The sequence below is a fragment of the Mesorhizobium sp. L2C084A000 genome (assembly GCF_000502875.1).
In the GTDB taxonomy this organism is placed as follows: Bacteria; Pseudomonadota; Alphaproteobacteria; order Rhizobiales; family Rhizobiaceae; genus Mesorhizobium.
The window spans coordinates 200,135-226,482 of the sequence record NZ_AYWX01000011.1; the positions used below are offsets into that span (position 1 = coordinate 200,135).

Annotated in this window: 23 protein-coding genes and 1 pseudogene; 18 read left to right on the forward strand and 6 right to left on the reverse strand. The window is 63.5% G+C overall.

Annotation, left to right across the window (positions count from 1 at the left end):
- Nucleotides 1-200: 200 nt before the first annotated feature.
- The 3 genes from X735_RS143655 to X735_RS143645 form a co-directional block, all read right to left on the reverse strand.
- Nucleotides 201-1,640, reverse strand: coding sequence for an FAD-binding oxidoreductase (locus X735_RS143655; protein ID WP_023812798.1), 1,440 nt, complete (start codon nucleotides 1,638-1,640; stop codon nucleotides 201-203).
- 239 nt (nucleotides 1,641-1,879) lie between these two features.
- Nucleotides 1,880-2,812 carry a dimethylarginine dimethylaminohydrolase family protein gene (locus X735_RS143650; protein ID WP_023812799.1) on the reverse strand — a complete coding sequence of 311 codons (933 nt, stop codon included), beginning with the start codon at nucleotides 2,810-2,812 and terminating at the stop codon, nucleotides 1,880-1,882.
- Nucleotides 2,813-2,834: 22 nt separating this feature from the next.
- Entirely contained in the window at nucleotides 2,835-4,418 is a 1,584-nt protein-coding gene (locus X735_RS143645; RefSeq protein WP_031213575.1) for a peptidase M20, read from the reverse strand.
- An 84-nt stretch (nucleotides 4,419-4,502) separates the two neighbouring features.
- Between X735_RS143645 and X735_RS143640 the strand changes: the two genes are divergently transcribed.
- From X735_RS143640 to X735_RS143620, 5 genes are all read left to right on the forward strand, one after another.
- Nucleotides 4,503-5,399 (forward strand): LysR substrate-binding domain-containing protein, encoded by an 897-nt coding sequence (locus X735_RS143640; protein WP_023812801.1) that lies wholly within the window; start codon nucleotides 4,503-4,505, stop codon nucleotides 5,397-5,399.
- A 119-nt stretch (nucleotides 5,400-5,518) separates the two neighbouring features.
- Nucleotides 5,519-6,613, forward strand: a complete 1,095-nt coding sequence (locus X735_RS143635) for an ABC transporter ATP-binding protein (RefSeq protein ID WP_023812802.1) — start codon at nucleotides 5,519-5,521, stop codon at nucleotides 6,611-6,613.
- A gap of 68 nt (nucleotides 6,614-6,681) precedes the next feature.
- Nucleotides 6,682-7,797: an ABC transporter substrate-binding protein gene (locus tag X735_RS143630; protein WP_023812803.1), complete on the forward strand. Its 1,116-nt coding sequence runs from the start codon at nucleotides 6,682-6,684 to the stop codon at nucleotides 7,795-7,797.
- A 25-nt stretch (nucleotides 7,798-7,822) separates the two neighbouring features.
- Entirely contained in the window at nucleotides 7,823-8,656 is an 834-nt protein-coding gene (locus X735_RS143625; protein ID WP_023812804.1) for an ABC transporter permease, read from the forward strand.
- Nucleotides 8,656-9,462 carry an ABC transporter permease gene (locus X735_RS143620; RefSeq protein WP_023812805.1) on the forward strand — a complete coding sequence of 269 codons (807 nt, stop codon included), beginning with the start codon at nucleotides 8,656-8,658 and terminating at the stop codon, nucleotides 9,460-9,462. The genes X735_RS143625 and X735_RS143620 overlap by 1 nt, the downstream gene beginning before the upstream one ends.
- Here the strand turns inward: X735_RS143620 and X735_RS143615 are convergent.
- Nucleotides 9,459-10,244 (reverse strand): fumarylacetoacetate hydrolase family protein, encoded by a 786-nt coding sequence (locus tag X735_RS143615; RefSeq protein ID WP_023812806.1) that lies wholly within the window; start codon nucleotides 10,242-10,244, stop codon nucleotides 9,459-9,461. The genes X735_RS143620 and X735_RS143615 overlap by 4 nt on opposite strands.
- Before the next feature lie 287 nt (nucleotides 10,245-10,531).
- On the opposite strand from X735_RS143615, the gene X735_RS143610 reads away from it, so the two are divergent.
- From X735_RS143610 to X735_RS143575, 9 genes and pseudogenes are all read left to right on the forward strand, one after another.
- Nucleotides 10,532-10,939 (forward strand): DUF3168 domain-containing protein, encoded by a 408-nt coding sequence (locus tag X735_RS143610; protein ID WP_023812807.1) that lies wholly within the window; start codon nucleotides 10,532-10,534, stop codon nucleotides 10,937-10,939.
- A gap of 175 nt (nucleotides 10,940-11,114) precedes the next feature.
- A complete protein-coding gene (locus X735_RS143605; RefSeq protein WP_023812808.1) occupies nucleotides 11,115-11,417 on the forward strand; it encodes a hypothetical protein in 303 nt (100 codons plus the stop codon).
- 118 nt (nucleotides 11,418-11,535) lie between these two features.
- Nucleotides 11,536-12,201, forward strand: coding sequence for a response regulator transcription factor (locus tag X735_RS143600; protein ID WP_023812809.1), 666 nt, complete (start codon nucleotides 11,536-11,538; stop codon nucleotides 12,199-12,201).
- Nucleotides 12,185-13,596, forward strand: a pseudogene (locus tag X735_RS01000000166190) (ATP-binding protein). Before X735_RS143600 ends, X735_RS01000000166190 begins: the two are co-directional and overlap by 17 nt.
- A 185-nt stretch (nucleotides 13,597-13,781) precedes the next feature.
- Nucleotides 13,782-14,219, forward strand: a complete 438-nt coding sequence (locus X735_RS143595) for a hypothetical protein (RefSeq protein WP_023812810.1) — start codon at nucleotides 13,782-13,784, stop codon at nucleotides 14,217-14,219.
- A gap of 93 nt (nucleotides 14,220-14,312) precedes the next feature.
- Nucleotides 14,313-15,452 (forward strand): c-type cytochrome biogenesis protein CcmI, encoded by a 1,140-nt coding sequence (gene ccmI / locus X735_RS143590; protein WP_023812811.1) that lies wholly within the window; start codon nucleotides 14,313-14,315, stop codon nucleotides 15,450-15,452.
- 8 nt (nucleotides 15,453-15,460) lie between these two features.
- Entirely contained in the window at nucleotides 15,461-15,904 is a 444-nt protein-coding gene (gene ccmE / locus X735_RS143585) for a cytochrome c maturation protein CcmE (RefSeq protein WP_023812812.1), read from the forward strand.
- Between the two features lie 32 nt (nucleotides 15,905-15,936).
- The gene (locus X735_RS143580; RefSeq protein ID WP_023812813.1) at nucleotides 15,937-17,928 is read left to right on the forward strand and encodes a heme lyase CcmF/NrfE family subunit; all 1,992 of its coding nucleotides are present in this window, start codon (nucleotides 15,937-15,939) and stop codon (nucleotides 17,926-17,928) included.
- On the forward strand, nucleotides 17,925-18,389 hold the full coding sequence (locus X735_RS143575) for a cytochrome c-type biogenesis protein (RefSeq protein WP_023812814.1): 465 nt from the start codon (nucleotides 17,925-17,927) through the stop codon (nucleotides 18,387-18,389). The genes X735_RS143580 and X735_RS143575 overlap by 4 nt, the downstream gene beginning before the upstream one ends.
- Here X735_RS143575 and X735_RS143570 read toward each other — a convergent pair.
- Complete coding sequence (locus tag X735_RS143570; protein WP_023812815.1) at nucleotides 18,386-18,694, reverse strand: type II toxin-antitoxin system RelE/ParE family toxin; 309 nt, start codon at nucleotides 18,692-18,694, stop codon at nucleotides 18,386-18,388. The two genes, X735_RS143575 and X735_RS143570, sit on opposite strands and share 4 nt — an antisense overlap.
- On the reverse strand, nucleotides 18,691-18,960 hold the full coding sequence (locus X735_RS143565) for a CopG family ribbon-helix-helix protein (RefSeq protein ID WP_023812816.1): 270 nt from the start codon (nucleotides 18,958-18,960) through the stop codon (nucleotides 18,691-18,693). Before X735_RS143565 ends, X735_RS143570 begins: the two co-directional genes overlap by 4 nt.
- Before the next feature lie 196 nt (nucleotides 18,961-19,156).
- Here X735_RS143565 and X735_RS143560 point away from each other — a divergent pair, with 196 nt between their 5' ends.
- From X735_RS143560 to X735_RS143545, 4 genes are all read left to right on the forward strand, one after another.
- Complete coding sequence (locus X735_RS143560) at nucleotides 19,157-20,710, forward strand: Do family serine endopeptidase (protein WP_023812817.1); 1,554 nt, start codon at nucleotides 19,157-19,159, stop codon at nucleotides 20,708-20,710.
- Nucleotides 20,711-21,060: 350 nt separating this feature from the next.
- Nucleotides 21,061-21,735 carry a response regulator transcription factor gene (locus X735_RS143555; RefSeq protein WP_023812818.1) on the forward strand — a complete coding sequence of 225 codons (675 nt, stop codon included), beginning with the start codon at nucleotides 21,061-21,063 and terminating at the stop codon, nucleotides 21,733-21,735.
- Nucleotides 21,736-21,742: 7 nt separating this feature from the next.
- Nucleotides 21,743-23,221: a HAMP domain-containing sensor histidine kinase gene (locus tag X735_RS143550; protein ID WP_023812819.1), complete on the forward strand. Its 1,479-nt coding sequence runs from the start codon at nucleotides 21,743-21,745 to the stop codon at nucleotides 23,219-23,221.
- Nucleotides 23,221-26,181: a bifunctional [glutamine synthetase] adenylyltransferase/[glutamine synthetase]-adenylyl-L-tyrosine phosphorylase gene (locus X735_RS143545; RefSeq protein WP_023812820.1), complete on the forward strand. Its 2,961-nt coding sequence runs from the start codon at nucleotides 23,221-23,223 to the stop codon at nucleotides 26,179-26,181. The genes X735_RS143550 and X735_RS143545 overlap by 1 nt, the downstream gene beginning before the upstream one ends.
- Nucleotides 26,182-26,348: the final 167 nt, after the last annotated feature.

Below are 26,348 nucleotides of genomic sequence, written 5' to 3' on the forward strand. Positions count from 1 at the left end.
CGGCAATTTCAGGGCGATGCATTCCGCAAGACTATTCCTCCATTTTTCCAGCACTCACAAGGGCGGCGAAGACACAGTATCGGGTTTGTTGCTGATGGGCCGGGCCGGGAATACAACTCGACGCCAACAGCATGTGACAGTAAAAGCCCGCGCCTCCAGCGGCGACGTGTGCTTTTTTATCACTGCAGCACGGGCGCGCCTCAAGCAGCTCGCAGGCTTTCTTTCGGGCGCAAATTCTGGTTCATGCGGAACAGGTTCAATGGGTCGTAGCGCTGCTTGATTTCCAGAAGCCGTCGATGGTTGCCACCATAGGCCGCTTCGACCCGGTCGACCTCGTCCTCTGGCATGAAGTTCACATAGGCGGTGCCGGCGGCATAAGGTTTGGCCGCCTCGCAGATTGAACGAGCCCAGTCGGTGCAAGCCTTGTCCATCGTCGGTTCGCGCCAGCGGGCGTGAACGTTCATGACGAAATGCGAACTGCGCTGTGGAAACGCCGTTGCGTCCTCCTTGACGCGACCTGCCGCGCCGCCGACATGGCCGATAAATATCTCGCATTCGGGTCCCGGCAGCCTGGCTATTGCCCCCCTGACGACCGCAGCCGCCTCCTCGGAAAACTCGGTGAAGTCATGGCTCTTCCAGTAGTTGCGGGCGCCGGGCGTGAGCAGTGGGTCGAATGCCTGCTGCCAGCCGGTGAACGGGCTGGGGCCCACGACATCGGCAATCGGCGTGCCGATGGCTCGAAGTTTTTGCGTCGCCTTTTCGCCTGCCTCGATGTCGCCGCAATAGCACATGGCCAGCACCAGAACCTCCTTGCCATGCCACTCCGCGGGCAGGAAGGGCAGCGGCGGCGCCTGCCGCATGACCACCCAGCAGGTCAACTCGTCAGGTGCGGTCTCGAGCGCCTTGCGATACTCCCGCAGCACCTTTTCGGCATCGGCGAAGGGATGGACGACAAGCCCCGCCAGCACTTGCGGTCCAAACTCATGGAGTTCGAACTCGAATGCCGTGACGACGCCGAAATTGCCGCCGCCGCCGCGCAGCGCCCAGAACAAGTCCGGATTTTCGGCATGGCTGGCCCGGAGCAGTTTGCCATCGGCGGTGACCACATCGACGGAGGCAAGATTGTCGATGGTCAGGCCGAATTTGCGGGTGATCCAGCCGAAGCCGCCACCCAGCGTCAGGCCGGATATGCCGGTGGTCGAGTTGATGCCGGTCGGTACCACCAGCCCGAAGGCCTGCGTTTCCTTGTCGACATCGGCAAGCGTCGCGCCAGGCCCGACCCATGCCCGCCGCGCAGCGACATCGACCCGCACCGATTTCATCAATGACAGATCAATCATCAGGCCACCATCGCAGACCGCACTTCCGGCAATGTTGTGGCCGCCGCCGCGCACCGAGACGAGAAGCCTGTTCTCCCTGGCGAAATTCACGGCACTGATGACATCGGAAGCTCCGACGCAGCACACGATCAGCCCGGGCAGCCGGTCGACCGTGGCATTCCAGACGGTCCGTGCTTCGTCATACGCTGCATCGCCTTCGCTCAGCATTTTGCCGCGCAATTGTGCCGAAAACGCTTCCAGGGCTGCGGCGTCGACTGTCGTTTTGCCGCGTTCAAGCGTGGTGAGGCTCATGGTGTTCATGGTTTCCTCCCGATTTGCAGATGAGCTGTCCTATCCCAAAAGACGGTTTTACTGTGCGCTTATATTAGCTATCGCGCAAGTTTCGCATCGGGCAGCGTTCCGACTCGCAAGCCGGGCACATGGTGCCGCCAGCCGGCGATCTCAGCCGTTTTGCCCGCGCGACCTTGCACCCTCGGCCGCCAGGATGCCGATCATGCTGATGCGAATGTGAGCGAAGCAGCGTAGCGCTATCCCACTCCTCAGGCCGGTTCGCGCTTCAGCGCCTGCGCCATGCAGTGGATGCCGCCGCCGGTCTTGGAAATCTCGTTCATGTCGACGGCCGCGACCTCGAAACCGCGCGCCTTGAGCTGGCCGATCAGCGTCTGGCTGGAGGTCGGCGCGATCACCCGGTCCTTGCCGAGCGACATGAAGTTGCAGCCGAGGGCCATCGTGTCCCGGAACGGCACGTCGATGATCTCGTGGCCCTTGCCCTTCAGCCAGTCGACGATGCCGGGTTCGGTGCAGGCGAGGCAGACGGCGGTCAGCTTTTCGGCGATCGGCACCACCATCAGGTCGATATGGACGTAGTATTCGTCGATGAAGGCGATGCGGGTTTCCCAGCCCTCCTTGTCGAACCAGGCTTGTACTTGGCGCGCGCCTTCCTCCTGCGTGCGGGCGCCGCCGCAGCCGATCAGCACGACGCCGTCCTCGATGACGTTGAAGTCGCCGCCCTCGAACGTACCAGCCGTGACCATGTCGTAGATCGGGATGCCGAGCTTTTCGTAGCTGCGGATTGCGGCATAATTCTCGCCGCGCCGCCACCAGTTGGCCATGGCGGTGATGAAGGCGCCGTAGGGCGTCATGACGCTGGAATCGCGGGAATAGACCTGCATCGGCAGTTCCGGCGTCGGCTCGTGCCAGTGGATGTGGACGCCGAAATGCTCGTAGGCGGCGACAAGGTCCTTGTGCTGCGCCTGGGCAATCTGCACGTTGCAGGGTGCCTCGCGCAGATGCTTTCGCGACAGCGAGCTAGTCGAGAGATGACGCAGGAAATTGGGTGAGCCGAGCAGCACGTCGGTCAGCACGTCGGTCTCGTTGGCGAAGCCCCAGGCGGTCAGCGGCTTGGTGCCGCCGGCAGGGTTGCGGCGCTGCAGCGAAAACGGCTCGGCGACAATGCGGTCATGAACGGTCATGGGGTGCTCCTCGTGAGGGTGTCTAATTGCTCGGTATCCACCAGTCGCGTCCGCGTGGGGTGGTGACATATTCAGGCCAACGAAATCCAATCGGCGGCTCGTAGTCGCAGAGCGGCGCGATCCAGTTCGAGCCGCCTATGCCGCCGCCGGTGCGGGCGACGAATTCATTCATCGCCGCATCGCGGGCGGTTTTGTCCTCGAGCAGGCGAAGGGCGGCGAGCGCGATCGTGCGGGAGGCGCAGGCCACCATCGGGTCGATGGTGGCGGGAATACCGCCCAACGCATTCATCACCCATGACGGATAGGGATAGCCGGTCTCCGAACGCAGCGCCGGGCGGGCGACATAGAAGCGCGCCGTCGGCGCATGCCACGACATGTCGGTGTAATCGTCGGAGGTCGAATTGACCTGCGAGGGCGGCAGATCGCGGCGCAGGATCGCTTCCGCCGCCTGCGGCTCGATCAGGCGCTCCAGTTCTTCTATGAACGGCTCGTCGCTCGCCATGCGCCCGGCATTGACCTGTATTTCGCGCGCGACTGCCTTGGCGTCTTCGTCCCAGCGCGGCGGCCCCACGCTCGACAGTGCTTCATAGGCGATTTCGGCCATGGCATGGTTGGCAAGTCCCGGCCGTGACTTCGACACCCAATGCCGCTCATGGCGGCAGCCGCTCATGCTGGCAGCGGCCTCGGCATTGCGGTCGAGCACCGCGGTGACCTGCTCGGCCATGGCAAGCGTCGGCACGCGGATCATGTACTGGATCTCGGCCAGCCCCGCCGGCAAATTGTCGGCGGTCGCTTGCCCCGCCGTCAGGATCGCCTCGCTGATCGACCAGCCGCCCTGGTGAGGCAGCATGGAATCGCGCAGAGCCTTGGAGGCCATGTACATCATCATCAATGCGTCGTTGGCGCCGGGCGCGCGCGCCGCCGAATGTGCTTGCGGAATGGGTGCGGCACCCGCAGCCAGCGCCCAGCGCTCCGGTTGGTCGCAGATGAATCGATAGATCATCGCGTAGGCCGCGCCGCAATGCGTGTCCCAGCGCGCCGTGTTGCAGAGCGGCAGCATATAGAACGGATGAAAGGAGATCATGCCGGCAAGGCCGTCATAATAACCCTTGGCGGCATGGATCGGCTTGGACCCACGCACCTTTTCCGCCGGTTCGCCGGTGAAGCGCAGCGTGCCTGATATGCCGTGGCGCTGCATCGCGGCCTTGGTCGCCAGCAGCCCGCCGAGGCTCGAAATACCCAGTCCGGAATGCGGGTCGGTGTGGCCGCCGGCCTGGTTGCCAAGTCCCCGGCGCGGACGCTCGACCGTAGCGGCATCCTGGCAATTGCCCGGCACCGCGTCGTATTCGGCGTACATGCCGATGGTCGGGCCGGGGCCATTGGTCCAATGCGCGCAGAAGGCGGTCGGCATGCCGCCGGAACCTTCTTCGACGGAAAAGCCTTCGAGTTTCAGCCGCTCGACATACCAGGCGGCTGATTGATACTCCCGCCACGCGGTCTCGCCGTAATCGAAGATGGTGCGTGTCCACGCGGACAACAACGGCTGGATGCCGTCGAGACAGGCAAGGGCGGTTGCTTGCGCCGAGGTGGCCACCGGTTTCTCCATGGCATGAGAAGAAAGCAGTGAAGCGGGTCGCTAAAAAGTGATATGTTTTCCCGGTTCGTGCAAATTCGGTTCACCTGAGGCTCCTTGCGTATACCATCGACACAAGCGCTGCGTGCGCTCGACAGCTTCGCCCGCCACGGCAGCGTCTGGCGCGCCGCCGACGAGTTGCACCTGACCCGCAGCGCTGTCAGCCATCAGCTTCGCCTGCTGGAGCGCGACCTCGGCTTCGACCTGCTCGAACGCATCGGCAAGGGCGTGGCGCTGACGCCGCGCGGCCAGCGCTACGCCAGCGACGTGCGCAAGGCGTTGACCGTGCTGGGCGACGCGGTGACGCGTGATGCCGGCACCGGCGTCGGCGGCTCGTTCGCCGTCAGTTGCACGCCCGGCTTCGCCTCGCTGTTCTTGTGCACCCATATCGGCGAGTTCCGGCAGATGTATCCTGACGTGGCGCTGCGCATTCTGACGCCGCGGCGGCTCGACGATGTTAGCAACGCCGATGCCGATGCCTTCATTGCGTTTGGTGTCGGCAATTGGCCGAACCGGGCGGTCGAACCGCTCTGCGAAATCTCGTTCACGCCGCTCTGCAGCCCGACGCTGCTCAACAAGATCGGCGGTTTTTCCCGGCCGTCGGACGTGCTGCGGGCCAACCTGCTGCATCTCGATGACACCGAGGATTGGGCGCGCTGGCTGGCGCTCTCCAAGGTGGAAAACCCCGACATTGAGGGCGGCATCTTCTTTTCGGACATGAACCTCGTCTTTTCGGCGGCGATTGCCGGCCAGGGCATCGCCATGGGCGACGAACTGACCAGCCGGCGGGCGCTGAGCGAGGGCCGGCTGGTCAGGCCGTTCGACATCGCGATCAAGTCGCCGCGCTCCTATTTCCTGGTCTCCGAACATGCCAAGGCTTCGCATCCGGTTCTGGAAGCGTTCGCGGGATGGCTGCGGTCGAAACTCCAGGAGAACCGCATTCTGCCGTATTGAGGGCAGTTGGCGACATCTCGCCATAGATGAATGGAATTTGCCGATCACGCGAAAACTATTCGGTTGCGGTGAGCCGGCACCCTGCCTACGATTTCGACAAGCGTTAGGGAAAGGGCAGTATGCAGCAACCCGGCCGTGCCGCAGAGATCAAGGCAATCGGGATCGGCAAGAGCTTCGGCTCGTTCCGTGCGCTGGACAATCTGTCGCTCGATATCGGCCGTGGCGAGTTCCTGACCCTGCTCGGGCCGTCCGGTTCGGGCAAGACCACCTTCCTGATGATCCTTGCCGGCTTCGTTCAGCCGACCGAGGGCAAGCTGTTCAGCGACGGCGTCGACATCACCGACCGGCCGGCAGAGCAACGCGCCGCCGGCATGGTGTTCCAGGGCTACGCGCTGTTCCCACATATGAGCGTAGAAGCCAACATCGCCTTCCCACTCAAGGTGCGCAAGAAATCGGCCGCCGACATCAAGCGCCGTGTCGGCGAGATGATCGAGCGCGTCGGCCTCAAGGGCCACGAGAAGAAACTGCCGGCGCAGCTGTCGGGCGGCCAGCAGCAGCGCGTGGCGCTGGCGCGAGCGCTGGTGTTCGAGCCGGGCGTGCTGTTGCTCGATGAGCCGTTTTCCGCACTCGACAAGGGCCTGCGCGGCCAGATGCAAGCCGAGATGAAGCGGCTGCATCAGGAGACCGGAACCACCTTCGTCTTCGTTACCCACGACCAGAGCGAGGCGCTGGCGCTGTCGTCGCGCGTCGCCATCTTCAACCATGGCAAGCTGCTGCAGGTCGGAGCGCCCGACGAGGTCTACGACCGGCCGGACAACCGCTTCGTCGCCGAATTCCTCGGCGAGATCAACATGCTGCCCCTAAAGGGGGTCAAGCCCGCCGGCAATGGCTCGACTGGCCTGTGCGAAGACCGCGCGGTCAGCATGGGCTGCAAGGCCGAACTCGTGCGCGGCGATGCCATCCTGGCGATCCGGCCCGAATACATGTCGATATCGGGCGAGGCGGCAGATGGTGAGAATGGCATCGCCGCTACCGCCACCAACTCCACCTATCTCGGCGCGGCAACGCGGCTCGACCTGACAACGCTGCAAGGCGCCAAGGTCACGGTCTCGGTGCCGAACGAGGTGGCTGCCGCGGCCTTGAGCAAGGGCAACTCCGTCTGGCTCACCTGGCCGGCGGAAAAGGGTTTCCTCCTTCCGTATGGAGGGCAATGACGAACGGTGTGGCGAGATATCGCAGCACCGTTTTCCGGCACTATCAACAACAAAAAAGGGGAACTGACATGACACATGACACCAAGAAACAAGCCATCGAGAGCCTGTCCGCCAGGGCAGGTCGCGGCGAGATCTCGCGCCGGCAATTCACACAGTTGGCGGCACTCGTGCTGGCCGGCACGCCGATGCTGCTGCGCTCGACAGGTGCCTTTGCGCAGGCCAAGGAACTTGTGCTGGTCAACTGGGGTGGCGATGCCATCACCGCCTACGATGCCGCCTATGGCCAGGCCTTCACCAAGGACACCGGCATCACCGTCAAGATGGACGGTTCGGGTCCGACCGAAGGCGCCATCGCCGCACAGTTCAAGAGCGGCGCGCCGACCTGGGATCTCGTCGACGTAGACCCGTTCTCGGCCATCACGCTCGGCGCCCAAGGGGCTCTCGAGCCGATCGATTACAACATCGTCGACAAGAAGAAGATGCGGCCCGGCTTTGGTTGGGAATACGCCGCCTCGACCTATTTCTTCTCCTATGTCATCGCCTATGATTCCGAGAAGTACGGCAAGGACGCGCCGACCGGCATGGCCGATTTCTTCGACGTGAAGAAATTCCCCGGCAAGCGCTCGCTCTACAAATGGGGCGTGTCGAGCTGGGAAGCGGCGCTGCTCGCCGACGGTATCGCGCCTGCGTCGCTCTACCCGCTCGACCTCAAGCGCGCCCATGACAAGATCGCCGCCTTCAAGGAAAATGTCGTTGCCTATTGGGGCGGCGGCGCCGAAAGCCAGAGCGTGCTGCTCAATGGCGAGGCCTCGATGGCGATCGTCTGGTCGACCCGCGCCTCGCTGATCGAGCAGGATTCGGGCGGCAAGATCAAGTTCATCTGGGACCAGGGCCTGATCTCGCCCGGCGCGCTGGCCGTGCTCAAGGGCAACCCCGGCGGCAAGGACGCTGCGATGAAGTTCATCGCCAGTGCCCAGGACCCTGAAAAGCAGCTGGTCATGTTCGACAAGCTCGGCCAAGGTCCTGCAAACCCGGCTGCCGACGCGCTGATCCCCGCCGACAAGAAGCGCATCAATCCGGTCGATCCCGAGAACATGAAGAAGCAGATCGCGCTCGACATGGACTGGTACGCCAAGAATTACGGGCCGGCGCTCGACGAATACACCAAGATCATCTCGGCCTGATCAGGGGCGGGGTAATCGGGTCGAAATGAGATTTTATCTCTCCGACAGGATGGGCGCGGCGCTGTTGATGGCGCCGCTGCTCCTGTTTCTTGTCCTGGCCTATGCCTGGCCGTTCCTCGGCGTCGTCAAATGGAGCTTTACACTGCCGACGCCCGGCCTCGGCCAGTATGAGGCGCTGCTCACCGACGATCTCGTGCAGTCGGTGTTCATCCGCACGCTGCGCATCGCGGCGGTCGTCACTGTCGTTTCGGTGGCAGCTGCCTACGCCATCACCGTCGTCTGGGTGCGTGGAACCCCGGCACAGCGCCTGATCGCCGAGTTCTGCATTCTCGTTCCCTTCTGGATTTCCGTGCTGACCCGTGCTTTCGGCTGGGTGGCGCTGCTCTCCAATCGCGGCCTGATCAACACCTGGCTGCAGGCGATCGGCTTCATTTCCGAACCGCTGGCGCTGGTGCGCAACGAATTCGGCGTCATCGTCGGCATGACGCACTTCCTCATTCCGTTCGCCGTCTTCCCGCTGGCATCGGCCATGCGCAGTCTCGACGACCGCGTGCTCCTGGCCGCGCGCGGGCTCGGCTCCAGCCGCATGCGCACCTTCTGGACGGTGTTTGTGCCGATGACGCGCTCCGGCATCATCGGCGCGGCGATGATCGTTTTCGTCTTCTCGCTCGGCTTCTTCGTCACGCCGGCGATCCTCGGTGGCGGCCGCAGCGTCATGATCGCCGAGCTGATCTATCTCAGGATCTTCCAGAGCCCGGACTGGGGGCTGGGTGCAGCGATCAGCGTCGTGCTGGTGCTGTTCGTCGGCGCGCTGATGGCGCTTTTGTTCCGCTATGTCAGACCGAAGCAGTTGATCTGATGCCGACCTACCGCCCCGGTCCCGTCTCGCTGATCATCGCCGCCTTCGTGGCGCTGTTCCTGCTGATGCCGCTGCTTGCGGTCATCCCGGTATCGCTGACGCCGAGCCGCATGCTGGCTATGCCGTCGGGCGAACTATCGCTGCGCCACTACCGGGCGCTGGTCGAGGACCCGCGCTGGCTCCAATCGATCCTGCTCTCGATCCGCATCGGCGTCGTCAGCAGCGCCTTTTCCACCGTGCTCGCGCTGTGCTTCAGCCTTGGCGTCTGGATGTTCCAGCCGCGCTTCACCGCGGCCTTGGTCGGCTTCGTGCTGCTGCCGATGGTGGTGCCGCCGGTGGTCTCGGCGATCACGCTCTACTTCCTGCTGACCTCGATCTCGGGGTTCAGCGCGTTCTTCGGCTACGACACCTGGCTTGGCGTCGCCATGGCGCATTCGGTGATGACCGTGCCCTTCGCCACGGTGCTGATGCTGGTCTCGCTCAGCCAGCTCGACCGCCGCATCGACCTTGCCGCGCGGGGCTTAGGCGCCACTGTGTGGGAGCGCGCCACCCGCATCATCATGCCCAACATCAAGTTCGGCATCATTACCGCGGCGCTTCTCTCCTTCGTGCTGTCCTGGGAAGAAATCGGCGTCACCCTGTTCATCACCTCGGTCAACGCCATCACGCTGCCCAGGCTGATGTGGATGGGCCTGCGCGACAACATCGACCCAGCGATCGCCGCGCTCTCGGTGATCCTGATCATCATCACCGTTCTGGTGCTGGCGGTGCGCAGTTTCGTGGCCAGGCAGCGTGGGGGCTATTAGACAAACCGCACGGAGACGCTGCCGAACCTGCCCAAATCGCCAATGACTTCGTCGCCGGCCTCGACCCCAATCGGCGTCACGCAGGTACCTGTAATCACCACCTGTCCCGGTTGGAGCGCTATGCCCAGGCCCGACAGCTCGTTGACGATCCAGGTGAGCGCGATGCGAGGATCGCCCAACACGGCTGCTCCCGATCCGCTATGTTGCGGCCTTCCGGAAACGGAGGCGACCACGGGGTGCTTTGCAAGGTCCACGTCTCGCCAGTCGTCCGCCGCCTCGCCGATGACAAACAGATTGGCGCAGGCATTGTCCGCAATGAGTTGCGGCGCCCCGACGGCGCAAAAATCGTCATAGCGTGAGTCCGGAATTTCGATCGCCGGGTGCAAGGTCGCCACGGCTTTCATCACCTCGGCGATTTCATAGGGTGCCGGACGAGGCGGCAGTTCGCGTCCGAAGCGGAAAGCGAACTCGATCTCGGCCACGCGCATCTTGCTCGTCGCCAGGGAAACCGTCCCGCCGACCTCCACCGCTTTTTCGGCCAGGAGACGTCCGGCCATCGGGCCGTCGACGTTAATGTGCCTTTGTCCGGCCAGACTGGTCGCGGCAATCTTCCAGCCGAAAAGTGGGGCCACCGAGCGATCCATGACATGCGACTGGATGGCGTAACCTTCGAGCCGTGTTTGTGGGCGCAACGCCTCAGGTATGGCGTCGAGACGGGTGCCCTTGTCCCAGTGGCCTACCAACAACCGAGACGCAGCCCTGGTCTTTTCTGCATCGAGCATCATCAGCTTCCGAAATGGCTTCGTGGATCAAAAACGGCAAGGAACATTGCGTCATGCGACCCTGTAGAGCGAGAATATGTGACCAGGAATCGAGTGTCTATGCTCCCGGCGCGGTGCCCGCGGACGATGGTGTTGGTAAAGTCGCCTTTCGAGATCATCGGCATCATTACGATGACGAATCGCCATCGCCTCCGCGCGTCGAATGGCTATATCTGTCAGAACACGCAGAACGCGGACAGGCTTCCGAAAAGCAATAGTCGGCAGCGCAGGAACCGGAGGAAAAGACGATGACCGCGCCAGGCGATTTACAGCAGGCACTGTTTCTCAGGCTGAAAAGCGATGCATCGCTGTCGGCCTTGCTGGGCGGCGCCGGACTGCTCGAACGGCCAACCGATAATGCCGCTTTTCCGTACGTGACCTGGGGCCATACCTCCGCTTTCGACTGGGATACGGGCACCGAGAACACCGACGATCAGTTGATTACGCTGCATGTCTGGTCGAAAGCCCATGGCGACGCGGAAACGCTTGCCATCATGGCCGCCATCCAGGCGCGCCTTGCCGACGCAGCATTGGTGATTGGCCCTCGCGGCCAGACACGACTGTCGCTGGAATTTGCCGAAGCCCGCCATGACGAGGATCTGCTCGTGCATCACGGGCTGCTGCGTTTTCGCGCGATAACGCAGGAAAATGCCTGATGCGCTTTCAATATGGTCAAAACCGAGTCTAGACTGGACTTTCGCGGGATTTCACCTGTTCGAGGCGGTGAAATTCCAGGTTGATTGTCTCGCGTTGCAGGGGTGTGGCGAGCATGTTTTCAGCGACGTTCACCGTTCATTTCACGTTCAGCACCGATGCGTTACAACGCCGGTCATGAAAACGCTTCGCTCCCACTTCCGAACCGCGACACTGGCGCTTTGTGCTGCCGGACTGTTCGCGTCGCAGGCGATAGCGATACCGGTCATCGCGCCGCCCGACCTGGCCAGTCCGATCGTACTGGCGGCGTCCGATTGCTACGCCATCGGCCAACAGGTGGCCGAACAGAATGGCGGAACGCTGGCCAAGGCCTCGCAGTCGACGCGCGGCGGCCAGCCGGTCTGTGTCATCGTCGTGCTCGTTCCGGGCAAGGACGGACAACGTCCGCGCCGTTCCGAAATCGTCGTTCCGCTGAACTGATCTAATCAACCTTAGGCTACGTTTCCCAGGCCGCCGGAATCGGCCTATATCTGCCCCAGTCTTCAATCTGACAAAGCTCTTCAACAGGTAAAGCTCTTCAACAGGTATCGAACTCCGCATGCGTGTACTCGTCGTCGAAGATGACAAGGATCTCAATCGGCAGATATCGGATGCGCTGGTCGATGCCGGCTATGTCGTCGACCGCGCCTTCGACGGCGAGGAAGGCCATTTCCTTGGCGACACCGAGCCCTACGACGCCGTCGTGCTCGATATCGGCCTGCCGCAGATGGACGGCATCAGCGTGGTCGAGCGTTGGCGACGCGGCGGCCGCAAGATGCCGGTGCTGATCCTGACGGCGCGCGACCGCTGGAGCGACAAGGTCTCCGGCATCGATGCCGGCGCCGATGACTACGTCACCAAGCCGTTCCACATCGAGGAGGTGCTGGCGAGGCTGCGGGCCCTGATCCGGCGGGCTGCCGGCCATGCGTCGTCCGAACTGACCTGCGGGCCGCTGCGTCTCGACACCAAGGCCTCCAAGGCCGATGTCGACGGCGTGCCGCTGAAACTGACGTCGCACGAGTTCCGCCTGCTTGCCTATCTGATGCACCATATGGGCGAGGTCGTCTCGCGGACCGAACTGGTCGAGCACCTCTACGATCAGGATTTCGACCGCGATTCCAACACCATCGAGGTGTTTGTCGGGCGGCTGCGCAAGAAGATGGGCATCGACATGATCGAAACCGTGCGCGGCATGGGCTACCGCATGCGTGAGCCGGAGGCGTAACTCGGAACCGCTCAAACCAACCGCAAGGACGCCGCTTTCGCTGCGTTTGTGGCCGCGTTCGCTGACGTTCCGCGTCATCGCCTTTTCCACGGTCTGGGCGATCGTGACGCTCGTCGTCATCTTCACCTTGATAACCACGCTCTACCGCCAAGCCAGCGAACGCGGCTTCGACAGCCTGCTTTCGGCGCATCTGTTCAACCTGATCGGTTCGATCGGCATCTCCGACAGCGGGGCGCTGACTGGCGCGCCAGACCTCGGCGACCTTCGGTTCTCGGAGCCGAATTCGGGCTGGTACTGGTCGGTGGAGCCCGCTTCGGAAGGTGTGCATGGTGATCTTCATTCGTCTTCGATGTTGAAAAACATCCCGTCGCCGAGCGTTGCCGAGGTGCCGTTCAATGCCAGCTTTCAGCGCAGCTACGCAGCCGAAGGCATCGACGGCGAGCAACTCGAAGTTTTCGAGAGCGAATTCGTTCTCGACGCCAAGAACCGGGCCGCGCGTTTCCGCGTCATGGGCAACCAGAGCGAACTCGAACAGGAAATCGCTACCTTTCAGCGCCGCCTGCTGACCTATCTCAGCCTGTTCGGCGTCGGCATGATCGCCATCAACGCGATCGCCATCCTGCTCGGCCTGCAGCCGCTGCGCCGGGTCAGGAACGCGCTAGCCATGGTGCGCGAAGGCACCGCCCAGAGGCTCGACGGCCGCTTCCCGGCCGAGATCGAACCGCTTGCCAACGAAACCAATGCCTTGATCGAAAACAACAGGCGCATCGTCGAGCGGTCGCGAACACAGGTCGGCAATCTCGCCCATTCGCTGAAGACGCCGCTGGCGGTACTGCTCAACGAGGGCCGCGCGCTCGGCGGTGCCAAGGGGCAGCTGATCGCCGAACAGGCCGCTTCCATGCAGAAGCAGGTTGAACACTATCTCCAGCGCGCCCGCGTCGCGGCACAACGCGACAGCGTCGTCTACCGCACGCCGGTGACGCCGCTGGTGCAGCGCATGGTGCGGGTTATGCAGAAGCTCAATCCGCGGACAAATCTGTCGCTGTCGCTGCCGGCGGCCGAGATCGTCTTCGCCGGCGAGCGCGAGGACCTTGAGGAGTTGCTGGGCAATCTCCTTGAAAACGCGATGAAATGGGCAAAGAGCGCGGTGCAGGTTTCGGTCGTGCCCTTGACCGGCAAGGACGANGCATAGAGGATGACGGTCCAGGCATTCCCGAGGACAAGGCGCGCGACGCGCTGAAGCGGGGACGGCGTCTGGACGAGACAAAGCCCGGAACAGGCCTGGGGCTGGCCATTGTCGCAGACCTCGTCAACGAGTATGGAGGCGTTCTGGCGCTCGAGCGGTCCGGTATGGGCGGATTGAAGGCGGTGGTGCGATTGCGGAGCCTTCAGTGATGTTCACTAGGGCCAATCGACATAGAGGGACGGGAGATGTTATTGGCGGCATTTCGATTGGTCCTGCAGCGGCCAGCGGCCAAATTTCCGACAAATATCAATACTATGGCCACGCCAACTTCTCCGATGACGCGGCCCCCGGCGCGTCCATGGCAGGCTCCCACTCAAGAAAATCGGTTGTTGGCATGAAGATTCGCGTCGCTCTCGTTTCCGCATTGCTGGCTGTTTCCGGCTGCACCACCTTGAGCGGCAAGGGTCCAACCGTGGCAGTGACACCGGCCTCGACACCTCCTTCCAGCGGCAAGGTGACCACGACGATCATTTCGGCGATGGGCGGCGGCCTCATCAGCGGGGCGATCGGCAACGGCCTCAGCGAGACCGAGAAGCGCAGCGCGCTTGAGGCTGAATACAAGGCGCTAGAATATACGACCAGTGGCCAGAAGGTGACGTGGAAGGGCGCTCAGGCTTCGCGCTACGGCGAGGTGGTTCCGGCCCAGCCGTACCGCGTCGGTTCGCAGGACTGCCGCCAGTACACGCAGACGGTGTTTTCCGCCGGTGCCGGGGTCACGGCGCGTGGAACCGCTTGCCGCAACGCCGATGGCAGCTGGACGCCGCTGACCTGACGACCGTCTGCCGACGATTGGCGGCTGGCGTCGTCAAAGCGTCGCAGCATGCATCTGTTGGCACGGCAGAGCTCTGCCGGTATTGGAAGAACCATGCTGTTCTGGGTCATAGCCGCCATTCTCACGCTGGGTGCAAGCCTGGCGGTGCTGCTGCCGCTGGCCGCCAGCGCCAAGGGCGCGTCGTCGAGCGGCGAACATGATCTCGAAGTCTATCGGGACCAATTGTCCGAGCTTGACCGCGACGCCGCGCGTGGCTTGATCCAGCCGGCCGAAGCCGCCGAGGCCCGCGCCGAGATCGCTCGCCGCATCCTTCGCCTTGACAATGCGGGTGCCGTCGGCGGCGCAAACCCTGGCCGAGCGCCGGTCACGGCAAGGCTGGTGGCAACCGTAGCCGTGCTGGCGGTGCCGCTGGTCAGTTGGGGGCTCTATGTCAAGCTTGGCTCTCCTGACCTGCCGTCGCAACCGCTCAGCGAGCGGTTGGCCAAGAATCCTGCCGACAGTTCGGTCGACGAGCTGGTGGCGCGGGCCGAAGCCCATCTGGCCGCCAATCCCACTGACGGCAGGGGCTGGGACGTGCTGGCACCGGTCTATCTGCGCATGCAGCGCTTTTCCGACGCGGCAGGAGCCTATCGCAACGCCATTCGGCTCGATGGCGACAGCGCCGTTCGCCAGGCCGGTCTCGGCGAGGCGATCGCCAGCGCGGCAGGCGGCATTGTCTCGGCCGATGCCCAGGATGCTTTCGAAGCAGCCCTGAAGCTCGATCCGGCCAATGCGAAGGCCAGCTTCTACCTGGCCATGGCATTGGCGCAGGAGGGTCGCGCCAAGGAAGCGACCACGGCATGGCAGGCGATGCTGGACAGATTGCCGCCGGATTCGCCATGGCGCGGTGCCGTCGAGCAGGCGCTCGCCAAATCCGGAAGCTCCGACGTCGCTTCCGGCGGCGCCACCAACGGTCCCGATGCCGGCGATGTCGACGCCGCATCCTCGATGTCGCCGCAGGACCGGGAGACCATGATCAATACGATGGTTGCCGGCCTCGACGACAAACTGCGGCAAAATCCGCGCGATCCGGAAGGATGGATGCGGCTCGTTCGTTCCTATGTCGTGCTCGGCAAGGCCGATCAGGCGCGTGAGGCGCTCGGTCGCGCCATTGCCGTCTTTGGAGCCGACAGCGACCAGGCGAAGAAATTCACTGCCTTTGCCGCTTCGCTTGGGCTTGCGGCGACGGAGTAGAACAAGACATGACGCGCAAGCAGAAACGATTGTCGGTGATCGCGGGCGGGCTGGTCTTCCTGGCTGCCGCGACCGGGCTGACTTTTTACGCGCTTGGCCAGAAGGCCTCCTATTTCTACATGCCGGCCGATCTCACCACCGCCAGCGTCCAGCCTGGCCAGCGCATCCGGTTGGGTGGATTGGTCGAAAAAGGCACGATCCAGCGCGGGCAGGGGGCCACGGTCGGCTTTTCGGTGACCGACACGCACAAATCGGTCAAGGTCACCTACACCGGCATCCTGCCCGACCTTTTCCGCGAAGAGCAGGGCGTCATCACCGAGGGTACTTTCGGCCCGGACGGGGTTTTTGTTGCCGATAGCGTGCTGGCCAAGCATGATGAGCGCTACATGCCCAAGGAGGTTGCGGACGGCCTCAAGGCCAAGGGCGTCTGGCAGGAGAACAAGAGTGAATAGCTCCGGCAGGAGAGCGACAATGGATCACGGGCATGGTTGAAACGGGACATTTCGCCCTCGTCCTGGCGTTTGCGCTTTCGCTGGTGCAGACGGTGGTGCCGCTGTTTGGCGCGCGCCTGAACAACCAGCGCCTCATGGCCGTCGGCGGTCCGGTCGCAGTGACCGGCTTTGCCTTGACGGCGCTGTCCTTCGCAGCGTTGGCGAGTGCCTATGCAAGCTCCGATTTCTCGGTGGCGAGCGTGTGGGAAAACTCGCATTCCTTGCAGCCGTTGATCTACAAGATCACCGGAACTTGGGGCAATCATGAAGGCTCGATGCTGCTTTGGGTGTTGATCCTGACCTTCTTCGGCGCGCTCGTCGCCGCTTTCGGCTCCAACCTGCCGGCGACGCTGCGCGCCAATGTGCTTGCGGTGCAAGGCGCCATCGGCGCCGCCTTCTTCCTGTTCATCCTGGCGACGTCCAATCCGTTCATCCGGCTCAATCCGGCGCCGATCGAAGGCCGCGATCTCAACCCGATCCTGCAGGATCTCGGCCTCGCCATTCACCCGCCTTTTCTCTATCTCGGCTATGTCGGCTTCTCGATCTGTTTTTCCTTCTCGGTTGCCGCTCTCATCGAAGGCCGCATCGACGCGTCCTGGGCACGCTGGGTGCGGCCGTGGACGCTGGTCGCCTGGATGTTCCTGACCGGCGGCATCGCCATGGGATCGTACTGGGCCTACTACGAGCTCGGTTGGGGCGGTTTCTGGTTCTGGGATCCGGTCGAGAACGCCTCCTTCATGCCGTGGCTGGCGGGGACCGCGCTGCTCCATTCGGCCATCGTCATGGAAAAGCGCTCGGCGCTGAAGATCTGGACGCTGCTGCTCGCCATCCTGACCTTTTCGCTGTCGCTGCTCGGCACCTTCCTCGTGCGTTCAGGCGTGCTGACCTCGGTGCACGCCTTTGCCACCGATCCGACGCGCGGCGTGTTTATCCTGTGCATACTGACGCTGTTTATCGGCGGCTCGCTGGCGCTGTTTGCGCTGCGCGCTTCCCGGCTGACGACCGGCGGCCTGTTCCAACCGATTTCCCGAGAAGGGGCGCTGGTCCTCAACAATCTGTTCCTGACGACGGCGACGGCGACCGTCCTCGTCGGCACACTCTATCCGCTCGCCGTCGAAGCCTTTTCAGCCGACAAGATCTCGGTCGGCGCGCCGTTCTTCAATCTCACCTTCGGACCGCTGATGGTGCCGCTGCTGCTCGTGGTTCCGTTCGGGCCGTTGCTGGCCTGGAAGCGCGGCGATGTCTTCGCCGTCGCGCAGCGCCTTATGGCGGCCTTTGCAGCGGCGCTGCTGGCGACGCTGGTCACCGCTTTGTTCATCGACGGCGCCTCGGTGTTCGCAGCCCTGGGCGTTGGCCTTGCCGTCTGGCTGATCCTTGGCGCGCTCACCGACCTCGCCGTCAAATCGGGGGTCGGCAATGTCGCAGCGGGGATCATGGTCAGGCGCTTGCTCGGCCTGCCGCGCTCGGTCTTCGGCACCGCCTTCGCTCACCTTGGCCTCGGTCTGACCACGCTCGGCATCGTCGGCACACTTTGCTTCGGCACCGAGAAGATTCTGTCGATGCATGCCGGTGAGACCGTCGAACTGTCCGGCCATACGCTGCGTTTCGTCGGGCTTCATCCGGCCCAGGGACCGAATTACAGCGAGGATCTCGGCCGCTTCGAACTGATCGGCGTCAGCGGCAGCCCTGTTGGCGAAATCAGCTCCGCCAAACGGTTTTATCCGGTGCGGCAGATGACGACGACGGAATCGGGCATCAGGACGATTGGTTTCTCGCAGCTCTACATCTCGCTCGGCGACGAGGGCAATGACGGTTCCGTCGTCGTCCGTCTGTGGTGGAAACCGCTGGTGACGTTGATCTGGGGCGGCGGCCTGATGATGATGGCGGGCGCGGCGATGTCACTGATGGACCGGCGCCTGCGCGTCGGCGCGCCGTCGCGGCGGCGCAAGCAGGCGAGCGCGGTGCCATCCGCGACCCTGCCATGAACGCGCGGCTTTCGCTGACCTCCATTGTCCTGCTGCTGGCGCTGTCCTTTGCCGGCACGGCCCTGGCGGTGAAGCCTGACGAGGTGCTGCCTGATCCGACGCTGGAGGCGCGGGCGCGGGCGCTCTCGGAAGGCTTGCGCTGCATGGTCTGCCAGAACCAGTCGATCGACGAATCCGATGCCGACCTTGCCCGCGACCTGCGCGTCCTTGTGCGTCAGCGCCTCGTCGCCGGCGACACCGACCAGCAGGTGATGGATTACGTCGTGTCGCGTTACGGCGAGTTCGTGCTGCTGAAGCCGCGTTTCGACCTGCGCAATGCGTTGCTTTGGGGCACGCCCGTCCTGCTGTTGCTGGTGGGAGGCGGTTTCATCGTGCTGACCGCGCGGTCGCGCCGCGTGCTGGCGACCAATGCGTTGACCACTGAGGAACAGGCGGCGCTGGACAAGATACTAGGCAATTAGCTCGGCCATTCCTCCGAGGGCCAGTCCCGCGACGTGTGAATGACGCGCAGGATAGCGACGCTCTGACGGCTAGCGATCGGGCGCAACTCATAGGCAATGATGTAGGGCAGGCGGTCGATGAGCTTCTCATATGTGCCTGTCACTCGGCCTGGGCGGCCCGTCGCCATCTCACCAAGGCCCTGGCCCATTTCACGAATACGATCCGCCAGGCGTCGGGCGGCAGCAGGATTGTCCTGAGCGATAAAGGCAACTTGCTGCTTAAAATCGTCCAGCGCTTCTCGCGACCAGGCGACGAACCGCTTCACGCCTTGCCCAAGCGCCTGGCTTCCGCCGATTCGATGACTGCGTCGATTTCCGCCATCGCATCGTCGTGAGGCACGACACGGCCAGCCGCCGCATCTTCCATGCCGCGTTTGATGCCTTCAATGATATCGAGTTCGCGATCGACGTAGGCCGAGACCGCCTCGGCGGCGAGGAACGATTTGCTACGCCGGGTGTCGGTGGCGATCCGCTCCAGCTTCAGCTTGGTTTCGGGAGAGACCCGGATGGTCATGGTGGTGCTTGCTGTCATTTATGAAAGCCTTGTGCTGAGTTGTGTACAAGATAGCACATTGGACATCGCAGCCAAGGGGATTGTACGTCCCCTGACTCCCAAACATTACCAAAGTTTCATGTGTCGGAAATGGCGCTGTAATGTGTGCCGCTCTAATTCTCCTTTCCTGAGGATGCCGACCAAGCAGCGTCCGTTGAAAGAGGATAAGAAATCCATGAATATTGCCCCCAATTCATATTCCGTCACCCGCAAGCGTCTCATGGCTGCCGTCGCATCTGTCGCGGTGGCCGGTGCGATCGGCGTTGGCGCGCTGACCAGCGGAACCAGCCCTGTTCTGGCCGATGCCGTGCGCGTCGAGGCGCCGCAGGTGCCGGGCTTCGCCGATGTCGTCGAGCGCGTTTCTCCCGCCGTTGTCAGCGTCAAGGTCAAGGCCAAGATCAGCCCGGCCGCCGATGATGGCTCCGACCCGTCCGACGACCAGGATGGCATGAACAACCTGCCCAACAATCCACAGCTGCGCCGCTTCTTCAAGGAATTCCGTGGCTTTGGTGACCAGGACGGCCAGGGTGGCGGCAACAGGCGCTTCAGCCACCGCGACCGCAACAACGACCAGCCGCGGCCGGTTGCTCAAGGGTCCGGCTTCTTCATCTCGGATGACGGCTATCTCGTCACCAACAACCACGTCGTTTCGGAAGGCTCGGCCTTCACCGTGGTGATGCATGACGGCAAGGAGCTCGACGCCAAGCTGATCGGCACCGACCCGCGCACCGATCTCGCCGTGCTTAAGGTCGACGGCGTCGGCAAGTTTACCTATGTCGACTTCGCCGATGACTCCAAGGTTCGCGTCGGCGACTGGGTGGTGGCCGTCGGCAATCCGTTCGGCCTTGGTGGAACCGTCACCGCCGGCATCGTCTCCGCCCGCGGCCGTGACATCGGCGCTGGCCCTTATGACGACTTCATCCAGATCGACGCATCGGTCAACCGCGGCAATTCTGGCGGTCCGACCTTCAACCTCAACGGCCAGGTCGTCGGCATCAACACCGCGATCTTCTCGCCGTCAGGCGGCAGCGTCGGCATCGCCTTCGACATTCCCGCTTCGACCGCCAAGCAGGTCGTTCAGGACCTGATGAAGAGCGGTTCCGTGCAGCGCGGCTGGCTCGGTGTGGAAATCCAGCCGGTCACCTCCGACATCGCTGAGTCGCTTGGTCTGAAGTCCAACAACGGCGCACTGGTTTCCAGTGCCCAGGACGATGGTCCCGGCAAGAAGGCGGGCATCACGGCCGGTGACGTGATCACCCAGGTCGACGGCAAGGATGTCGCTTCGCCGAAGGAACTGGCCCGGCTGATCGGCGCCTATTCGCCTGGCAAGTCGGTCGACGTCACCGTGTGGCGCGACGGCAAGAGCCAGACGGTCAAGGTCGATCTCGGCAAACTGCCCTCGAACGACAAGCAGGCCTCTGTCGACCAGCAGCAGCCCGCCGCCCCGGCCAAGCCCGACACGCTGGCCGATCTCGGCCTGACCGTTACCAAGTCTGAAAACGGCAAGGGACTGGTGGTGACCGATGTCGATCCCGACAGCGATGCCGCCGATCGCGGTATCCAGCCGGGCGACGTCATCACATCGGTCAATTCGACCGAAGTGAACGGCACCGACGACGTCACCAAGGCGATGACCGATGCAGTCAACTCCGGCCGCAAGGCAGTGCTGATGCAGATCACCCGCGACGACACCAATCGTTTCGTCGCGCTGCCCGTCGCCAAGGGCTGAGGTCGGTCCCGGAGCGTTCTCTCGGCCTTTCCAGGTGGGTGAGGGCGTTCCGGCGGCAGGTTGGACTTTTCCAGTGCGGCAGTTTCAACACCCCGAGCCGCCGTACGGGAAAGCATGGAGGAGCGCGCGTTAGTCAGTCATCGCGCCTTCCCCCGGCGGCAGCGGGCTTCCCATCGTCCGCTGCCGCACACTTTCTAAAGCGCTTCCGCGATCCGATGCAAACGACATCGGCGGCGAGCAGCTTTATCGCGCACGGCTTCGGGCAATCTTGATGGCGGTGCGCTTTGGCAAAGGCCACAATGCAGATGTCTGCCACTCAACCTTCCGGCGAAATCGCGTATAACAGCCCTATGAAGATTCTCGTCATAGAAGACGATCGCGAGGCTGCGGATTACTTGCAGAAAGCCTTTGCCGAGGCGGGTCACACCGCTCATGTCGCCGGTGACGGCGAAACCGGCTTTGCGCTCGCCGACGCCGGCGACTACGACGTGATGGTGATCGACCGGATGATGCCGCGTCGCGACGGCCTGTCGGTCATTGCCGGTCTCCGGTCCAGGGGCAACACGACGCCGGTGCTGATCCTGTCGGCGCTCGGCGAGGTCGATGATAGGGTCACGGGGCTGCGCGCCGGCGGCGACGACTACCTGACGAAACCCTATGCCTTCTCCGAGCTTCTCGCCCGCGTCGAGGTGCTGAACCGGCGCGCCAGTGCCAAGGAAGCCGAAACCGTCTACCGCGTCGGCGATCTCGAACTCGACAGGCTGTCGCATTCGGTCCGCCGTGCGTCACGCGAGATAACGCTGCAGCCGCGTGAATTCCGCTTGCTCGAATATCTGATGCGGCATGCCGGCCAGGTGGTGACGCGCACCATGCTGCTGGAAAATGTCTGGGACTACCATTTCGATCCGCAGACCAATGTCATCGACGTCCATGTCTCCCGGCTGCGCGGCAAGATCGAGAAGGGCTTCGACAAGCCCATCCTGCATACGGTTCGCGGCGCCGGCTATATGCTGAAGAGCGGCTAGCTGCGGCATGGCTCTTTCCGTGCCAGCCATCATGAAGACGACGGCAGCCCGGCTTTCGGCGCTCTACTTCCTGCTCTTCGCGCTGTGCGCGGTGGCGCTCGTCTTCTACATGACGTCGCTGTCGGCGCGAATGCTGACCGCGCAGACGCAGGAGACCATCAATGACGAAGTGCTCGGCCTTGCCCGCGCCTACCAGCGCGGTGGCCTGCCGATCCTGGTGCGCGTGGTGGAACAGCGCTCGCGCCAGCCCGGCGCCAACCTTTACCTGATCGCCGACGCCAACGGCCAAATCCTGACCGGCAATGTGCAGAGCCTGGAGCCGGGCGTTCTCGAGAACGAAGGCTGGACCAGCAGTCCGTTCTCTTATCAGCGCTTTGGCGAGGGAGAGCTCGAGCGCCTGCGCAACCTTCCCGCCGAGCAGGGTACCACCACCCAATCCGAGCAGAACGATGCGCAGGCGCAGGGCGAAAAGGGCCACAACGCCATTGCGCTGGTGCTGCGGCTGCCGAACCAGATGATCATGCTGGTCGGCCGCGACCTTGGCGAGCCGGAGCGGTTTCGTGCGGTCATCCGCCGTGCGCTGATGCTGGCGCTCGGCATGATGGGGCTGGGCGGATTGCTGATCTGGTTTTTTGTCGGCCGCGCCGCGCTGAAGCGCATCGACAGCGTGTCGGAAGCCAGCCGCCGCATTATGGGCGGCGATCTGTCGGGCAGGCTGCCGGTGACGGGGGTTGGCGATGAGTTCGACCGGCTCTCCGAAAATCTCAATGCCATGCTGGCCAGGATCGCCGCGCTGAATGAAGGCTTGAAGCAGGTTTCCGACAACATCGCGCATGATCTGAAGACGCCGCTGACCCGGCTGCGCAACCGGGCCGAAGCGACGCTTTCGGGCAAGCAAAAGCCTACCGACTACCGGCAGGCGCTGGAAGGCACCATTGCCGAGTCAGACCAGTTGATAAAAACCTTCAACGCCATCCTGATGATCTCCCGGCTGGAGGCTGGCTACTCCTCGGAGAACACCAACCGCGTCGATCTGGCGGAGGCCGTGCGCGATGTCGTCGAACTCTACGAGCCGGTGGCGGAAGAGGCAGGCGTGTCACTGGAAGCAGACGCGCGCGAGGCGGTGTCCGTCAACGGCAACCGCGAACTGATCGGCCAGGCGCTGTCGAACATCGTCGACAACGCCATCAAATATTCCACCGGCGCCAATGCCCAGCCGGCGGTGCGCGTCACGCTCGAGCGAGCCGGTGCGGACGTTCGCCTGTCCGTTGCCGACAATGGACACGGCATTCCCGACGATGGCGACCGCGCCCGCGCCACGGAACGTTTCGTGCGGCTGGAGAAGAGCCGTTCGCAGCCGGGTTCCGGTCTTGGCCTCAGCCTCGCCAAGGCGGTCATGACGTTCCACAATGGCCGGCTTGAACTCTTGCCTGGCAATCCTGGACTATCCGTGGTCATGAGTTTCCCGGCTCGGGAGGATCACTGATGAGCACTGCAGCGAAGCGGGTGGAGACTGGATGGCTGCTGAAGCCGGCTGCCAAGCTTGCTCCGCTCGACAAGGACCGTGCGCGGTTGGAACTGGCCGAGATCGCTTCCGCCGCGCGCGAAGAAGGACTGACGCGGCTGGCCAAGTTCCTGGCAGGCAAAGGGGAGGGCCAGGATTTCCTTGCCGCCGTCTTCGATCTGTCGCCGTTCCTGCGTGATACCGCACGTCGCCGGCCGCAAATCCTGGACGGGCTGTTCGAGCAGACGATCGAGGCTCGGCTGGAGGCGATCGGCGCCGCCATCGACCAGGTGCATCTAACCGAAGCAGTCTCGGAATCCGGCCTGATGATGGAGCTGCGCCAGTGGAAGGCGGAGGCGCATTTCCTGATCGCGCTGGCCGATCTTGCCGGCGAGGCCGAAACGGCGCTGACGGTCCGGCGATTGAGCGATCTTGCAGACGCCTGCACCCGTGCGGCCGTCGACTTCCTGCTGCGTGACGCGCATGGCCAGGGCAAACTCAAACTGCCGGATGTCGGCAATCCGTCGAAACAGTCGGGCTGGATCCTGCTCGGCATGGGCAAGCTCGGCGCGCATGAGCTGAATTTTTCCTCCGACATCGATCTGGTGGTTTTCTTCGATCCGGAAGCGCCCGCCGTCGTCGATCCGCTCGACGCCACCGAGTTGTTTTCGAGGCTGACGCGCCGCCTGGTGCGCATCCTGCAGGACCGCACCGAACACGGTTATGTCTTCCGCACCGATCTGAGACTGCGCCCAGACCCCGGTTCGACACCGCTGGCGATCCCGGTCGAGGCGGCATTGCGCTACTATGAGGCACGCGGCCAGAACTGGGAGCGCGCCGCGATGATCAAGGCACGCCCGGTGGCAGGCGATCTGGCCGCGGGTGCGGCCTTCCTCAAGGAGTTGCAGCCCTATATCTGGCGCAAATACATGGACTACGCGGCGATTGCCGACGTCCATTCGATCAAGCGCCAGATCCACGCCCACAAGGGCCATGGCGAGATTGCGGTCAAAGGCCACAACGTCAAGCTTGGCCGCGGCGGCATTCGAGAGATCGAGTTCTTCGTCCAGACCCAGCAGCTCATCGCCGGCGGACGCTTCCCTGAACTGCGTGGCCGCGAGACCGTGCCGATGCTCGGTGAGCTTGCGACCCGCGGCTGGATCACCACCGAGGCGCGCGATGCGCTTGCCCGCCAGTACTGGTTCCTGCGCCGCGTCGAACATGCCGTGCAGATGGTTGCCGACGAGCAGACGCACACACTGCCGGAAGATGATGAAGGCCTGGAGCGCATCGCCCGCATGCTCGCCTTTGCCGACGCTTCTGCCTTTTCCCAAGCGTTCCGTGCCTCGCTGCAGCAGGTCGAACGCCACTACGCGGCACTGTTCGAAACAGCACCCGAACTATCGACCGGCATCGGCAACCTGGTCTTCACCGGCGATGTCGACGATCCCGATACGCTGCAGACCTTGCACGGGCTCGGCTTTCAGCGGCCAAGCGACATCTGCCGCGTCATCCGTGGCTGGCATTTCGGCCGCTATCGCCTCACCCAGTCGGCGGAGGCACGCGAGCGGCTGACGGAACTGACGCCGGCGCTGCTGCGCGCCTTCGGCCAGACGCGCCGGGCCGACGAAGCTCTGATGCGCTTCGACGAGTTTCTCGCCGGCCTGCCGGCTGGCATCCAGCTGTTCTCCCTGCTGCAGTCCAATCCTGCCCTGCTGAAGCTTCTGGCGACGATCATGGGGGCCGCCCCCCGGCTGGCGGCGATCATCACCCGCAGGCCGCATGTCTTCGATGGTTTGCTCGACCCGGCCTTGCTCACCGAACTACCGGACCGCGCCTATCTGTCGGCGCGACTTTCCGCCTTCGTCGAGGGCGACCGACTTTACGAGGATGTGCTCGACCGGCTGCGCATTTTTGCCTCCGAGCAGAAATTCCTGATTGGTGTCCGGCTGCTCGCCGGCTCGATCGATCCGGCGCGGGCCGGCCGCGCCTTTTCCGATCTGGCGGATCTCACCATCGAGGCTGCGTTGAAGGCGGTGACGGCCGAATTCGCGGCACGCCACGGCACCATTGCCGGCGGCGTGGTTTCGCTGCTCGGCATGGGCAAGCTCGGCAGCCGCGAGTTGACTGCCGGATCGGATGTCGACCTGATCCTGCTCTACGACCACGCGCCGGATGCCGAAGAGTCCAACGGTGACAAGCCGCTGGCGCCTTCGCATTACTACACCCGCATGACGCAAAGGCTGATCGCGGCGGTGTCGGCGCCGACGGCGGAGGGCGTGCTCTACGAACTCGACCTGCGCCTGCGGCCGTCCGGCAACAAGGGGCCGGTGGCCACCCATATCGATGCCTTCAAGAAATACCAGCGCCAGGAGGCCTGGACCTGGGAGCACATGGCGCTGGCCCGCGCCCGCGCCATTGCCGGCGACGCCAGCCTGTGCGGCGAGGTTGAAGCGGAAGTGGCGACGGTGCTTGGACAGCCGCGCGACGCCGCCAAGGTGATGGCCGAGGCTGCGGACATGCGGGCCATGATCGAGAAGGAAAAGCCGCCGCGCGATCTCTGGGACATCAAGCTTATTCCCGGAGGATTGATCGATCTGGAATTCATCGCCCAGGTGGCCGTCATCACCGGGCAGGTCGAGACCGGGCGCCGCGCCACCGGCACCGCCGAGATCCTGTCGCGCCTTGCATCGGGCTTCGCCGATGCCGGGATAAGGCAGGAGCTTGGCGATGCCTACGCGCTCTATCTTGCACTGACCCAGATGACGCGGCTGTGCCTCACCGGAGCCTTCGAGCGCGACGACGTTCCGCCGGGGCTTTCGGATCTGCTTCTGGCGGTGACCGACTTGCCGGATTTCGGTGTGCTGGAAGCACACCTCAAGGAGACGTCGCAGAAGGTCAGGAAGGACTTTGATCTTTTGTTTCGTTCGGGATCACCGTGAAGCGATCGCCCCTTGGAATTGAAGACGTTTCGTGTTTTCCAGTCTCATGCAGCTACTCTGTTCGCCGAATCTGCCGGAGCGCGCGGCGTGCGTGAGCCTGCAAAATTCTCTCCCGCAGATAGGCGTAGAAGCGCGGCGGCAGCATACATAGTCGAATCGGGACGGTT